Here is a 14,952-nt window from a genome sequence, read left to right on the forward strand (position 1 = left end):
TTCGGGCTTGGAGCGCGCCGTTGCGCGAGCAGAATCGTCAGACGCGACAAAAGGTCGCGGGGCTGCGTGCGCCATTCGGCACGGAAGATGAAACAGCGACGACAACGAGCGCGCCTGTTGGTGGAAGAGGTCGAGCCCCGCATCCTGCATTCTGCGGATGCGGCCGCGCTCGTACCCGTTCCGGCCGCCGCCCAGCTCGTCGAGGTGCGCGTGGTCGATCCCGCGCCGGCGCTTCCGGCGGCCGAGCCGATTCAGACCTCCGAATCGCGCCGCGAGCTCGTCATCGTCGACGGCGCGGTCGGCGACTACCAGGCGCTGGTGGACGCGCTGCAGGCGGGCAGGGACACGCCGCTGGACGTCTACGTGCTCGACCCCGCTGCCGACGGCGTCCGGCAGATCGGCGAGATCCTCGCCGCGCGGCGCGACGTCGCTGCGGTCCACCTCGTCTCGCACGGTTCCGCGGGCGCGCTCGAGCTCGGCTCGACGGTACTCGACAGTGCCGCGCTCCAGCGCGATCGCGACAGCATCGCCGCGTGGCGTGACGCGCTCGCGGCCGATGCGGACTTCCTCATCTACGGCTGCGACGTCGCTTCGGGCGCACAGGGGCAGGCTTTCGTCGGCGCGCTGGCGGCGCTCACCGGCGCCGACGTGGCGGCGAGCACCGATCTCACCGGCAGCGCGGCGCGCGGCGGCGACTGGACGCTCGAATACTCCGCCGGGCGCATCGACGCGGCGCAGCTCTCGGCGGCGGCATGGCAGGGCACGCTCGCCAACGAAGCGCCGAGCGTCACCGATCGCGCGCTCGCCTTCGACGGCACCGACTCGGTCGTCGTCGCCACGCCGGCCACCCTGGTGATGACCTCGACCACGACGATCGAGGTCACGTTCCAGAAGACGGGGCCGGTCGCACCGACCAACGAGATCCTCGTGAACAAGGAAGGGGAATACGAGCTCGGCATCTCGGGCGCGACCGGCAATCTGCAGTGGGCGTTCAAGAGCGCGAGCCCGGGCTGGAACTGGGTCGACACCGGCTACAACGTCACCCCGGACAAATGGCTGCACGTCGCGGTCGCGTACAACGACGGGGTCGTCAACACCTACGTCGACGGCCAGCTCGTCCACACCGACAACGGCTCCGGACCGATCGGCGACGAGTATCCCGGCGAGGACGATTTCACCATCGGCTCGCGACAGCACGCGTCGAACCAGCACTTCGTCGGCCTGATCGACGAAGTGCGCGTGTGGAACGTCGAGCGCAGCGCGGCCGAGGTCCAGGCGAACTATCGCACCAGCCTCGCCGGCAATGAAGCGGACCTTGCAGGCTACTGGCGCTTCGACGAAACCTCGGGCACGACCGCGTTCGATGCCACGGCCAACGGTAACGACGGCGTGCTCGGCAACGGCATCGCGGCGGACGTGCCGGCGCGCACGACCAACCTGGATTACACCGTCGCCGAGGACACGCCGCTCGTCGTCGCGGCGCCGGGCGTGCTGCAGCTCGCGAGCGACGCCGAAGGCTCCGCGGTGACCGCACTGCTCGTCACCGGGCCCGCGCACGCCGCGGCGTTCACGCTGAACGCCGACGGCTCGTTCAGCTACACGCCCACGGCCGACTACAGCGGCAGCGACAGCTTCGTGTTCAGGGCGAGCGACGGGGCAGCGCAGTCCGCGCCGGCCACCGTACGTCTCAGCGTCACGGCGGTGAACGACGCGCCGACGCTCACCGGAACCAACGATGTCGGCGGGATCAACCGGAACCCGACGTCCAACCCGGGAACGCTCGTCGCCGACCTGATCGCCGGCCACATGAGCGACGTCGATACCGGCGCGCTCGGCGGCATCGCGGTCACCGCGGTCGACAACACGAACGGCACCTGGCAATACACGACCGACGGCGGTGCGAGCTGGGCGGCATTCGGCTCGCCCGCTGCCGCCGCCGCGCGATTGCTCGCGGCAGACATCGCGACGCTCGTGCGGTTCGTGCCGAACACGAATTACAGCGGGACCGTCGCCGGCGGTCTGACGTTCAGGGCATGGGATCAGACGAGCGGCACGGCCGGCGCGACCGCCGACGCCAGCGTCGGCGGCGGCGCAAGCGCCTTCAGCGCGGCTGTGGTGTCCGGATCGATCAGCGTCAGCGCAAGCAACACCGCGCCGACGCTGACCGGCAGCAATGCGCTCTCATCGATCGACGAGGATGCCGTCTCGAACGCCGGCACGCTGGTCTCGGCGCTCATCTCCGGGATGGCAGACGACGTCGATCCGGGCGCCGTGACCGGCATCGCGGTCACCAACGTCGACAATGCCGACGGCGCGTGGCAGTACTCGGTCAATGCCGGCTCGACGTGGACGAACTTCGGCGCGCCTTCCGCGGCCGCGGCGCGGCTGCTGGCGGCCGACGCCAATACGTACGTGCGCTTCGTGCCGAACGCCGACTGGAACGGCGCGGTCGCGGGCGGTATCACGTTCAGGGCGTGGGATCGCACGAGCGGCGTCGCGGGTGCGACGGCGGACACGAGCGGGCTGTCTGCAACCTTTCGCGACAACTTCGGGACCGTCTCGTACACGAACAACGACGGTACGCAGGCGTGGGCCGGCGCGTGGGTCGAGAACGACAGCGCGGGCGGCGCCGCGGGCGGCGGCCGCTTCAGGATCGCAGGCGGCGTGCTGTCGCTGCAGGTCGCGCAGGCCGGCGATTTCCTGTACCGCAGCGCCGATCTCTCGGGCGCCGCCGGCGCGACGCTTTCCTTCAACTACCAGAACAACCTCGGCGGCGCCGCGCGCCTCGACGTACAGGTCTCCGGCAACGGCGGTGCGAGCTATACCACCGTCGCGGGCGGCGCGTTCGACACGTCGAACGCGGGGGCCGGCAGCAGGACGATAGACATAGGCGCGTATATCGCCGCCGATACGCGCGTGCGCCTGCTCGTCGTCAGCGGAGAGACCGGCGCGGGCGTGAACGCGTTCTCCCTCGACAACCTTCAGATCCAGGCAATCGGCTCGAACGGCGGCTCGACCGCGTTCAGCACCGCAACGGCCGCGGCCGCGATCGCGGTCAACGCAGTGAACGACGCGCCTGCCCGAACTGCAGGCGCCGTCAACAACCTGACGATGATCGAAGACTCTGCGCCGGCGTCGCTGGGGCTGGGCGCTCTCGCGTACGGCACCGGCGCGGCGGACGAAAGCGCGCAGACGCTCACCTATACGGTCACCGCCGTTCCCGCGCCGGCGCTGGGCACCCTCACCCTCGCGGATGGTGTCACGGCCGTGACGGCGAGCACGACCTATACGCTCGCGCAGCTTCGCGGCATGCAGTTCGCGCCTGCGGCGAATGCGAGCGGCGGCCCGGCGGCGTTCAGCTGGACCGTAACCGATAGCGGCGGCACCGCCGCGGGCGGCAGCGACACGCTCTCCGAGTCGCTCACGATCACGGTGACCGCCGCGAACGACGCGCCGGCGCTCTCGGGCACCAACGATCTGTCCGGCATCAATCGCAATCCGACCTCCAATCCCGGCACTCTCGTCGCGGACCTGACCGCCGGGCACCTCAGCGACATAGACAGCGCCGCCCTCGGCGTCGCCGTCACCGCCGTCGACAACACGAACGGCACGTGGGAGTTCTCGACCAACGGCGGCTCTACGTGGACCGCTTTCGGCAGCCCCGCGGCGGCCACCGCACGACTGCTCGCCGCGGATATTTCCACCTACGTGCGCTTCGTGCCCAACGCCGACTGGAGCGGCACGGTCGCCGGCGGCCTGACCTTCAAAGGCTGGGACGGCACGAGCGGCGCCGCGGGGGCGACCGCGGACGCGAGCGTCGGCGGCGGCGCGACGGCGTTCAGCGCGGCGAGCGCGACCGCGTCGATCACCGTCAGCGCGGCGAATACCGCGCCGGTCCTCAACGGCAGCAACAACCTGGGCGCGATCAACGAGGACGCAACGGGCAGCGCGGGCACGCTCGTGTCCGCGCTGATCGCCGCCATGACCACCGACGCCGATCCGGCTTCGCTCACCGGCATCGCGGTCACCGCGGTCGACAACACCAACGGCACCTGGCAGTACTCGGTCAACGCGGGCGGCGCGTGGACGAGCTTCGGCTCGCCTTCCGCCACGACAGCGCGTCTGCTCGCGGCCGACGCCAGCACCTACGTGCGTTTCGTGCCGAACGCGAACTGGAACGGCACGGTCGCGAACGGCATCACGTTTCGCGCGTGGGACCGCACGAGCGGCGTCGCGGGCGGCACCGCGGATACCAGCGGCACCGCCGGCACGTTCCGCGACGAGTTCCAGACGGCTTCGTACTCGAACAGCAACGGCACGCTCGCGTGGAGCGGCCCGTGGGTCGAGACCGACAGCGGAGGCGGCGGCGCGTCGGGCGGCAACATCCGCATAGGCAGCGGTCTGCTGACGATGGACGCTGCGGTCTCGGGCAACAACATCTACCGCGAGGTCGACCTGTCGGGCTCGACCGGCGCGACGCTCTCCTTCACGTACTTCAACGGCCTGCAGAACGCGGCGCGGTTCGAAGTGCAGGTCTCGAGCAACGGCGGCGCCAGCTATACCACGCTGGCGGGCGGCGTGTTCGACGAGAGCACCAACAAGTTCATCGGCACGCGCACCTTCGACATCAGCGCGTTCATCTCGGCGCAGACGCGCGTGCGCTGGCTCGTCACCGGAACCGATCCGAGCGACAACACGCTCGCGCTCACCGAGCTCCAGATCGCCGGCACGGCGAACAGCGGTGGGTCGACCGCGTTCAGCACGGGCACCGCGAGCGCGAGCGTCGCCGTGAACGCGGTGAACGACGCGCCGATGCGGACTGCCGGCGCGATCCTGCCCCTGGCGCCGTACGAAGACGCGGCGCCGACTTCGCTTGGCCTCGGCGCGCTCGCCTACAGCGCGGGCGGCGGCGCGGACGAAGCGGTGCAGACGCTGACGTATACCGTCACCGCGGTCCCCGCTGCGGCGCTCGGCACGGTCACCCTCGCCGACGGGACGACGGCCGTCACGGCGAGCACGGCCTACACGCTTGCCCAGCTCCAGGGCATGCAGTTCCGGGCCGCGGCGAATGCGAACGGCGGCCCCACGACGTTGTCGTGGACCGTCGCGGACAGCGGCGGCACCGCCAACGGCGGCGTCGACACGCTCGCGCAGTCGCTGACCATCGTGGTGGTCCCGGTCAACGATGCGCCGGCCGGCGCCGACAAGACCGTGACGGTGCTCGAGGACGCTGCATACACCTTCACGACGGCCGACTTCGGTTTCAGCGATGCGCTCGATGGGGACGCCCTCGCCGGCGTGCGCATCGGCGCGGTGCCCGCCGCGGGAACGCTCACGCTGTCGGGCACGGCGGTCACGACGGGACAGACGGTCACGGCGGCGAGCATCACCGCCGGCAACCTGCGGTTCACGCCCGCGCCGGGCGCGAACGGCGCGGCTTACGCGAGCTTCACGTTCCAGGTGCAGGACGACGGCGGCACCGCCTTCGGCGGCGTCAACCTCGACCCGGTCGCGCGCACGATGACGGTCGACGTGACCTCGGTGAACGACGCGCCGACGGGGACGAACAAGACGGTCACGATCGTCGAAGACGCGGTTCACACGTTCGCGGTCGCCGACTTCGGCTACGGCGATGCCGACGGCGACGCGTTCGCGAACGTGAAGATCGCATCGCTTCCGGGCGCCGGCTCGCTGACGTTTCAAGGCGTGACGGTGACCGCGAACCAGCTCGTGTCGGCGGCGAGCATCGCGGCGGGCGATCTCAAATTCGCACCGGCGCCCGATGCGAAAGGCGCCGCCTATGCGGCGTTCACCTTCCAGGTGCAGGACGACGGCGGCACTGCGAGCGGCGGCGCCGACCTCGATGCGACGCCGCGCACGATGACGGTCGCGGTGACCTCGGTAAACGACGCGCCGGCCGGTACGAGCAAGACCATCACCATGCTCGAGGACGGCGCCTACACCTTCAGCGCCGCGGACTTCGGCTTCGGCGATGCCGCGGACGGCGATGCGCTGTCGGCGGTGCGCATTGCAGCGACGCCCGTCGCAGGCGCGCTGACTCTGTCGGGCGTTGCAGTGACGGCAGGCCAATCGATCTCGATCGCGAGCATCACCGCCGGCAACCTCAGGTTCGCGCCGGCGCAGAACGCCAACGGTGCAGGCTACGCGAGCTTCACGTTCCAGGTGCAGGATGACGGCGGCACCGCCGATGGCGGCGTCGATGTCGATCCGGTCGCGCGGACGATGACGGTCGACGTGGTCTCGGTGAACGATGCGCCGACGGGGACGAACAAGACGGTCACGACGTTCGAAGACACCGCTTACACCTTCACCGTCGCCGACTTCGGCTACGGCGATGCCGACGGCGACGCGTTCTCGAACGTGAAGATCGCAACGGTTCCCGGCGCCGGCTCGCTGACGCTGCAAGGCGTGGCGCTGACCGCGAACCAGTTCGTGTCCGCGGCGAGCATCGCGGCGGGCGATCTTAAGTTCACGCCGGCGCCCGACGGCAACGGCGCGCTCTACGCGAGCTTCACGTTCCAGGTCCAGGACGATGGCGGTACGACGAACGGCGGCGCCGACCTCGACGCGACGCCGCCCACGATGACCGTCGCGGTCACTTCAGTGAACGACGCGCCAAGCGGCACCGGCACGACGGTGATCGCGCGCGAAGACACGCCGTACGTGTTCGTGCTCGCCGACTTCGGCTTCGGCGATGCGGGCGACGGCGATGCGCTGCTCGCCGTGAACGTCGGCGCGTTGCCCGCGGCCGGAACGCTCACGCTGTCCGGCGTCGCGGTGACGTCGGGCCAGTCGATCGCCGCCGCGGACATCGCCGCGGGCAGTCTGCGCTACAGCGCCGCGCCGAACGCGAACGGCGCGGCGTACGCGAGCTTCACGTTCAGCGTGCAGGACGATGGCGGCACCGCTGACGGCGGCATCGACACCGATCCGCTTGCGCATACCCTCACCATCGACGTCGCGGCGGTGAACGACGCGCCGGCAGGCAGCGACCACACCGTGACGACGCTGGAAGACACGGCGTACGTCTTCAGCGCCGCGGACTTCGGCTTCGGCGATGCGGTGGAAGCGAACGCGCTGCTCGCCGTGAGGATCGAGTCGATACCGGGGGCCGGTTCGCTCTCGCTGTCGGGCGCGGCGGTGACTTCCGGGCAGACCGTGTCGGCCGCGGACCTCGCGTCGGGCAACCTGCGCTACACGCCCGCGCCCGATGCCAACGGCGCCGCTCATGCGAGCTTCGCGTTCCGCGTGCAGGACGACGGCGGCACTTCGAACGGCGGCGCCGATCTCGATCCGCTCGCCCGCACCCTGACGATCGATGTCGTCGCGGTGAACGACGCGCCGGCCGGCGCCGACCGCACCGTGACGACGCTCGAGGACACGCGGTACACCTTCACCGCCGCCGACTTCGGCTTCGTCGACGCCGCGGACGGCGACGCGTTCGCCGGCGTGCGCGTCGCGGGCGTTCCCGCCGCGGGTTCGCTGACGCTCGCGGGTGTCGCGGTCGCCGCGAACCAGTTCGTCAGCGCCGCGAGCATCGCCGCGGGCGATCTCGTCTACACCCCGGCGGCGAACGCGAACGGCGCTGCTCACGCGAGCTTCGCTTTCCGGGTGCAGGACGACGGCGGCACCGCTGCCGGCGGCGCCGACACCGACGCAACCGCGCGCACGATGACGATCGCGGTGACGCCGGTGAACGATGCGCCGTCGGCCGCGAGCAGCACCGTCACGACACTCGAAGACACGCCGTATACCTTCACTGTGCTCGACTTCGGCTTCACCGATGAGGCCGACGCTGCCGGTTCCGCCGGTGCGAATGCGCTCGCCGCGGTCAGGATCTCGTCGCTGCCGCTCACCGGGACGCTGGTGAACGACTTCGTTCCGCTCGCCGCGGGCGACGTGATCTCCGCCGCGGACATCGCCGCCGGCAAGCTCATGTACATGCCCGCGCTCGACGGCAGCGGCGGCGGTTACGCGAGCTTCGCGTTCGAAGTGCGCGACGACGGCGGCATCGCGAACGGCGGCGCGGATGTCGATGCCAACCTGCGCACGATGACGATCGGCGTTACCGCGGTGAACGACGCGCCATCCGGCGCTGACCGCACGGTCACGACGCTCGAAGACACGGCATACGTCTTCGCCGCCGGCGACTTCGGTTTCAGCGATGCCGCCGACGGCAACGCGTTCGCCGGCGTGCGCATCGCGTCGACGCCGCTCGCCGGGACGCTCACGCTGCACGGCGTGGCGGTCACGCCCAACCAGCTCGTCTCGGCCGCCAGCATCGCCGCCGGCGATCTCGTCTACACGCCCGCCGCCGATGCGAACGGCGCGGCGTACGCGAGCTTCGCGTTCCGCGTCCAGGACGACGGCGGCACTTTAAGCGGCGGCGCCGACACCGACGCGATCGCACGCACCCTGACGATCGCGGTGACGGCGGTGAACGACGCGCCCACGGGCGCCGACAACACCGTGACCACGCTCGAGGACACGCCGTACCGCTACACGCCCGCCGATTTCGGATTCGCCGACGCGCGCGACGGCAACGCGTTCGCGGCGGTGCGGATCGTGACGCCGCCCGGGTCCGGCTCGCTCACGCTGGCCGGCGTCGCGGTGAGCGCGGGGCAGGTGATCCCGGCGGCGAGCATCGCCGCGGGCGACCTCGTCTATGCGCCGCCCGCGAACGCGAACGGCGCCAGCCAGGCGAGCTTCACCTTCCAGGTCGGCGACGACGGCGGCGTTGCCGCGGGCGGCGTCGATTTCGATATCGTCGCGCGGACGATGACGGTCGACGTGACGCCGGTGAACGACGCGCCGGCGGGCGCCGACGCGAGGATCGCGATCAACGAGGGCGGGGCGTATACCTTCGCCGCGGCCGATTTCGGTTACGCCGACGCCGCGGACAGCCCGGCGAACGCGCTCGCCGGCGTACGCATCACCGCGGTCACCGGTTCGGGCACGCTGTTGCTCGGCGGCGCAGCGGTCGGTGCGGGCGAGGTCGTGCCGGTCGCACGCATCGCCGCGGGCGAGCTCACCTTCTCGCCCGGCGCGAGCGGCAGCGGCGCGGCGTACGCGGCCATCGCGTTCCGGGTGCAGGACGACGGCGGTACCTCGAGCGGCGGCGTCGACACCGATGCCGCGGCGCGCACGCTCACGATCGATGTCATGCGCAAGTCCGCTGCGGTGGTCGTGGACCCGGTCGCGTCCGTTCCGCCGCCGCCACCTCCGCCTCCGCCGCCCGCGCCGACGACCGCGGCCGCCGAGACCGGGGCCGAGCAGGCGTCGTCCGAATCGCGCAACAAGACCACGCTCGCGCGCATCGCAGCCGAGCTCGATGCCGCCGCGGCTCAGGCGCTCAAGCTTCCCATGGTCGACACCGGCGGCGAGGTGATCGCGCCGGTGCGCGGCGAGACGCGCGCCGATGCGGTCGCTTCGAGCGCGCCGTCGTCGTCCGCCGCGCGGCGCGACGGCGCCGCCGCCACGGCCGTCGCGGCGCCGATCGTGCTCGACCTGCACGCCGACAGCGCGGCGCCGGCGCAGGTGCTCCCCACCGTGGGGATCGGCGCGCGGCACGCAGCCGCGTCGACCGCCGCCGACGCGACCGACTCGTCGGCGCGGGAGGACGATGCGAAGCGGCAGGCGCACGCCCTCCTCACGCTCGAGAACGGCGTGCGTGCGTCCGCGATCATCGTGTCGGTCGGCGCGGTCGGCTGGACGCTGCACGGCGCCGGCCTGCTCGCGAGCCTGCTCACCAGCGCGCCCGCTTGGCGCCACCTCGACCCGTTGCCGGTGCTGGCGCCGGAATCCGAGAAACCCGACTGGGGCGACGGCGACGGCGACTCGCAGCGTGAGGAAGACGCCGCGGACCGACTGTGGCTGGACGCCGGCCGCAGCACCGCGAGAACCCTGTGAAGAGACTGAAAGACATGCTCAACGCCGTGCGCCGGTTCCGCGTCGGTCCCGCCGCGCGGGTCGCGATCGGACTCACCTCGATCATGATCGCGGGCGTGGTCGCGCTCGATCTTCTGTTCGCGGTGCTGCCCGACCAGACGCCGCTCGTGAAGCAGGTGCGCGAGCGCACCAGCGAGCTGCTCGCGCTGCAGAGCGCCGGCGCGCTCGCGTCGAACGATCCCAAAGCGCTGCCGCTCGCGCTGCACGAGGCTCTGAAGGGCGACGCCGGCGTGCGTTCGGCGGCGCTGCGCCGCGCCGACGGCGAGATCGTCGCGCAGGCGGGCGACCATGGCGCCCACTGGAAGCCCCGGTCGGACAAGGCGTCGGACATCGACAACGTGCGCGTGCCGCTCGCGCTCGGCGATACACGCTGGGGCGACCTCGAGGTGAGCTTCGCCCCGGTGCGCCGCGATTCGCTCGCCGGCTGGGTCTCAGACCCGCGCATCTTCCTCGTCGTCGCGCTCGCGGGGTTCTGCCTCGCGTTCTTCACGCTGTACCTGAAGCGCGTCTTCCATTATCTCGATCCCTCCGCGGTCATTCCCGAGCGGGTGCGCAAGGCGTTCGACGGCTTCACCGAGGGCGTGATGGTCGTCGACAAGGACGGGCGCATCGTGCTCGCCAACGTGACGTTCCGGCGCTGGGTGGAGCGCGCCGGCCCGAACATCACCGGCCAGGCGATCCAGAACATGCCGTGGCTGCGGCGCGAGCTGCCGGCCGATCCGCGCGAATACCCGTGGATGCGCGCGATGCACCTCGGTACCGCCCAGCGCGGCGACCACCTCGCATTCCCGATGGAAGGCGGCGAGCCGGTGCGCACGGTCGTCAACTGCGCGCCGATCCAGGACGCCAACGGCGCGGTGCGCGGCTGCGTGGTCACCTTCGACGACGTCACCGAGCTCGAGCGCATCAACACCCAGCTTCGCCTGGCGATGACCGATCTCGAGCAGTCGCGCGAGAAGATCAACGTCCAGAACGAGGAGCTCAAGCTCCTCGCCATGCGCGACGCCCTGACCGGCTGCTACAACCGCCGCGCGCTGTTCGAGCGCTTCGAGGAGCTCGTGGCGAAGTCGCGCGTCGACGCTTTGCCCTTGTGCTGCATCATGTGCGACATCGACCACTTCAAGAGCATCAACGACACCCACGGCCACGCGACCGGCGACAAGGTGCTCCAGGCGGTCGCCAAGACCCTCCAGTCGGGCCTGCGCGACGCGGACGTGCTGGCGCGCTACGGCGGCGAGGAGTTCTGCATCGCACTGCCGGGGGTCGAAGTCGACGAGGCGCTGGCGATCGCCGAGCGCCTGCGGGCCGAGGTCGAAGGACGGGCCGGCCGGGGCATCCGCGGCGCCCCCGGCGTCAAGGTCACCTCCAGCTTCGGCGTGATGATGCTCACCTCCGGCATGGCCGACGCGGCCGCCCTCATCGACGAGGCCGACAAGGCGCTCTACGTCTCCAAACACAGGGGCCGCAACCGCGTCACCTGCGGCGGCATCCGGCCCGATCCGGTGAAGTCCCCGACCGTCTGACCCCCGCATCCCTACCGTTCGTCGTGCCCATCCGAAATAGGGGCCAAAACCATGCGTATTGTCGCAATCGGTTTTGGGGGGGCTCGCTTACATTACGCAAGCTCAAAAAGCCTGCAGCGCAGGCAGTTGCAAGAAAAACACTGGATTTCGATGAAGCGAACGCTCGTAACCGCCGTGCTGTTGTCGTGCGCCGGGACCGCCGGTGCGGCGGACCTGCTGGAGGTCTATCGTCTTGCCCGCAGCTCGGACCCGACCTACGCCTCCGCCAAGAGCGGCTGGGCGGCCGCCCAGGAGCGCATTCCCCAGGCGCGCGCCGGGCTGCTCCCGCTCGCCCAGGTTGCGGCGTCGACGCAGTACAGCGACCGGACGATCACCTTCCGTGACGACTCGGTGCCGCGCCAGAACACCCAGTTCGGCACGAACAACGTGAGCCTGACCGTCACCCAGCCGCTGTATCGGCGGCAGAACTCGATCGCCTACGAGCAGGCCCGGACCCAGGTGCAGCAGGCCGACGCGCAGCTCGCGCTCGCCGCCCAGGACCTGATCCTGCGCGCGGCGCAGGCGTATTTCGACGTCCTGCTCGCCCACGACAACGTCGCGCTCGCCGAAGCCCAGAAGACCGCCATCGGTCAGCAGCTCGAGCAGGCCAAGCGCAACTTCGAGGTCGGCACCGCGACCATCACCGACACGCACGAAGCGCAGGCGCGCTACGACCTCACCGCCGCGCAGGAGATCGCCGCGCGCAACGATCTCGAGCTGCGCCGCCGCGCGCTCGAGCAGACCATCGGCCGCGCCTCGCCGGAGCTCGCGCCGCTGGGCGCGCGCTTCACCCTCAAGGCGCCCGAGCCCGCCGACATGGGGTCCTGGGTCGAGCTCGCGCTGCAGGCGAACCTGCAGGTGCAGGTTGCGCGCAGCGCCCAGACCTTCGCGCAGCAGGAGATCGAGCGCAACCGCGCCGCGCACCTGCCGACGCTCGACCTGTTCGGGACCCTCTCCAACGTCGGCGCCGGCGCCGGCACGCTGACCTCGGTCGGCAACGACACGCGCACCAGCGGCGTCGGCGTGCAGCTCGCGCTGCCGATCTACTCGGGCGGCCTGGTGAGCTCGCGCGTGCGCGAAGCGATCGCCAACCAGTCGCGCGCTTCCGACGACCTCGAAGCCGCGCGCCGCACCGCCGAATTCAACGCGCGCCAGGCGTATCTGGGCATCACCAGCGGCATCGCACAGGTGCGCGCGCTCGAAGCCGCGCTCGTCTCGACGCAGAGCCAGCTCGATTCGACGCGCGTCGGCCAGGAAGTCGGCGTGCGCACCCAGGTCGACGTGCTCAACGCGCAGCAGCTCCTATTCAGCGCGCAGCGCGACCTGGCGCAATCCAAATACACCTACGTGCTCTCGCTGCTGCGGCTCGAAGCCGCGATCGGCGAGCTCACCGAGTCCGACCTCGTCGCGGTCAACCAGTGGCTCGATCCCCAGGGCGTCGCCGGCAAACAGGCGGTCGTCGCGGTGCCGCCGCCCGCCGAGCCGGTGATCTCGACGGCCAAGCCGATCCCGCCCGCGGTCGTCGCGAAGATGATCGCGAAGCCCGAAGCGAAGGCCGCGGCAAAACCCGAGGCGAAGCCTGTCGACGCGAGCGCCGAAGTGACCCAGGCGGTGCAGGCGTGGGCGCGCGCGTGGGCCGCCAACGACGTCGATCAGTACCTCGCGTTCTACGCGCCCGATTTCGAGACGCCCGGCGGCGTCCCGCGCGAGCGCTGGTCCGCCGAGCGCCGCACGCGCATCCAGAAGCCGCGGACGATCGAGGTCGAAGTGAGTGCGCCGCAGGTCAGGATCGAGAGCGCCGATCGCGCGGTGGCGACGTTCCGCCAGCACTACCGGTCGGGCGCGCTCGACCTCGACAGCGACAAGACGATGGTGCTGGTCAGGCGCGGCGACCGCTGGCTGATCCAGCAGGAGAAAGTGACGGCCGAGTCCCCCAGGACCGCGACGCGTTAGGGAACCCATGGACACGAGCACGCAACGCAAGCCGGCCTTCGACGCGCAGCCGCCCTCGCAGCAGCGCGGCATCTTCTCGCTCATCAACCGCGCTTCGACGCCTGCTCACGCGATGGCCGCACGCGTGCTCGAGCTCCAGGCGACGGTGCTGTCGCACGAATCGTTCGAAGCCGCGGCCGCGGCTTTCGCGGGCGAGGTCGCGCAGCTCCTGGCGTTCGACCGCGCCGCGATCGGTTTCATCAAAGGCAGCCACGTGCGCGTCGTCGCGATGTCCAACACCGCCGAAGCCGACCGCGCGCACGAGCTCAACGATGCGTTCAGCTCGGCGATGGAAGAAGCGATCGACCAGTCGAGCACGATCGTGCTGCCGGTCGAGGCCGGCGCGCGGCCGCTGATCACGCTGGCGAACGCGACGCTTTCCCGGCGTTACGGCGGCGCGGTGCTCACGGTGCCGCTGGTGCGGCGGGGTGTAGCGTTCGGCGCGATGACGCTGGCGCGCGCGGACGGCGAGCGCCCGTCGCGCGAAGACATCGCGCTGGCCGAGCACATCGCCGCGATGACCGGCCCGCTGCTGGAATTGAAGCGCGACGGCGAGAAGTCGTGGCACTCGCGCCTCGGCGACGTGCTCAAGCGCTGCGGCCGCGCGCTGGTCTCGCCCGGCCACACCGCGGGCAAGGCCGCCGCGGTCGGGCTCGGATTGCTCATCGCGTTGCTCTGCTTCGTTCCGGTCTCGTATCGCGTCGGCGCGCAGGCGCGCGTCGAAGGCTCGGTGCAGCGCGCGCTGGTCGCGCCGTCCGACGGCTTCCTGCGCACCGTGAACGTGCGGCCCGGCGACCGCGTGAAAGCCGACCAGGTGCTGGTCGAGATGGCCGGGGAAGACCTCGACGCCGAGCGCCGCAAGTGGCAGAGCGAGCTCACCCAGCACGAGAACGCCGCCTCCGCCGCGCTCGCCCGCAGCGACCGCGCGCAGTACGTGATCAACCAGTCCAAAGCCGACGAAGCGCGCGCCCAGCTCGACCTCGTCGAGCGCCAGCTCGGCCGCGCGCGCGTGGTCGCGCCGTTCGACGGCATCGTCATCAAGGGCGATCTCACCCAATCGCTCGGCGCGCCGCTGCGGCGGGGCGACGTGCTCGTCACCGTCGCGCCCGCGGACCAGTTCCGCCTGCTGATCGAAGTCGACGAGCGCGACATCGGCGACGTGCGCGCCGGCCAGACCGGCAGCGTCGCGCTGGGCGCGATCGACCGCGCCCTGTCGTTCAAGGTCGCGCGCGTGACGCCGGTCGCCACGACCCGGGAAGGCCGCAACTTCTTCGAGGTCGAAGCCGAGCTGGCCGAAGCCGCGCCGCTGCGGCCGGGCCTGCGCGGCGTCGCCAAGATCGATGCGGGCACGAGCTCGATCGCGTGGGCGTGGACCCACCGCCTCGTTCAGTGGGCGCGTCTCACGCTGTTCCAGTGGGGCTTGTAAGCC

At 71.0% G+C, this 14,952-nt stretch carries 4 protein-coding genes; all 4 read left to right on the forward strand.

Translation table 11 applies throughout. The annotated features are described in order from the left end of the window. Window positions 1-87: 87 nt before the first annotated feature. The 4 genes from VHP37_10605 (at window position 88) to VHP37_10620 (ending at window position 14,949) form a co-directional block, all read left to right on the forward strand. Complete coding sequence (locus VHP37_10605) at window positions 88-9,930, forward strand: Ig-like domain-containing protein (GenBank protein ID HEX2826786.1); 9,843 nt, start codon at window positions 88-90, stop codon at window positions 9,928-9,930. After that, complete coding sequence (locus VHP37_10610) at window positions 9,927-11,492, forward strand: sensor domain-containing diguanylate cyclase (GenBank protein HEX2826787.1); 1,566 nt, start codon at window positions 9,927-9,929, stop codon at window positions 11,490-11,492. Before VHP37_10605 ends, VHP37_10610 begins: the two co-directional genes overlap by 4 nt. 150 nt (window positions 11,493-11,642) lie before the next feature. Further along, window positions 11,643-13,484 carry a TolC family outer membrane protein gene (locus tag VHP37_10615; GenBank protein HEX2826788.1) on the forward strand — a complete coding sequence of 614 codons (1,842 nt, stop codon included), beginning with the start codon at window positions 11,643-11,645 and terminating at the stop codon, window positions 13,482-13,484. Window positions 13,485-13,491: 7 nt separating this feature from the next. Continuing rightward, window positions 13,492-14,949, forward strand: coding sequence for an HlyD family efflux transporter periplasmic adaptor subunit (locus VHP37_10620; GenBank protein HEX2826789.1), 1,458 nt, complete (start codon window positions 13,492-13,494; stop codon window positions 14,947-14,949). Window positions 14,950-14,952: the final 3 nt, after the last annotated feature.

The sequence above is a fragment of the Burkholderiales bacterium genome (assembly GCA_036262035.1).
Taxonomy (GTDB): Bacteria; Pseudomonadota; Gammaproteobacteria; order Burkholderiales; family SG8-41; genus JAQGMV01.